Genomic DNA, 613 nt, shown 5'->3' on the forward strand with positions numbered 1-613 from the left:
CCAAAGCTATAGTCTCGGCTAATCTGCGTACCCTTGAAGCTATATCCATCCTTGCTGAATCGGATGCCTTGAACCTTGGTTTGCTCTTTATCCTTATAGACAAGTTCCAAGTGAATACCTCGTTTTGCAAGTTCACTTTTGAACTCGTTCCAGCTATCTGCCATTCTCAATGCGCTCTTTACAGCATTGTGAATCTCATATTTAGCACGCTCAGCATTGCGTAACTTGTGAGTATTAGTATTGCTCTTGTCTGTTCCGTAGGTCAGTCCATACTTGGATTTTAGAGCCTTGGTCACCTGCTCATTACGCCTGTAATCGTGGGTGTCTGATATGAGCTTGCCATCGTTATTGATGCGGTTGTACACAATATGGCAATGTGGATTGTGCGTATTGTGATGCCTTACGATGAGAAATTGGGTATCGGTGATACCCATCATCTGCATGTATTCAAGGGCTATCTTAGCCATGAATTCATCCGTTAAACGTGGCTTGTCCTCGGGCTTGAAGCTCAAAGCTATGTGCCCTACAGGCTTCTTAATCCTTGGATTTAGTTGCCTTTGTAGCTCGAAACTTTGCGTTATCTCGGCATTCGTGCCGAGTAACACACCATCCG

General features: G+C 44.5%; 1 protein-coding gene. It reads right to left on the minus strand.

Annotation, left to right across the window (positions count from 1 at the left end):
* The coding region (locus tag KSW37_RS15715; protein WP_217743536.1) for a relaxase/mobilization nuclease domain-containing protein at window positions 1-613 on the minus strand (613 nt) is incomplete at both ends.

It is taken from the genome of Segatella copri (assembly GCF_019127135.1).
Lineage (GTDB): Bacteria > Bacteroidota > Bacteroidia > Bacteroidales > Bacteroidaceae > Prevotella.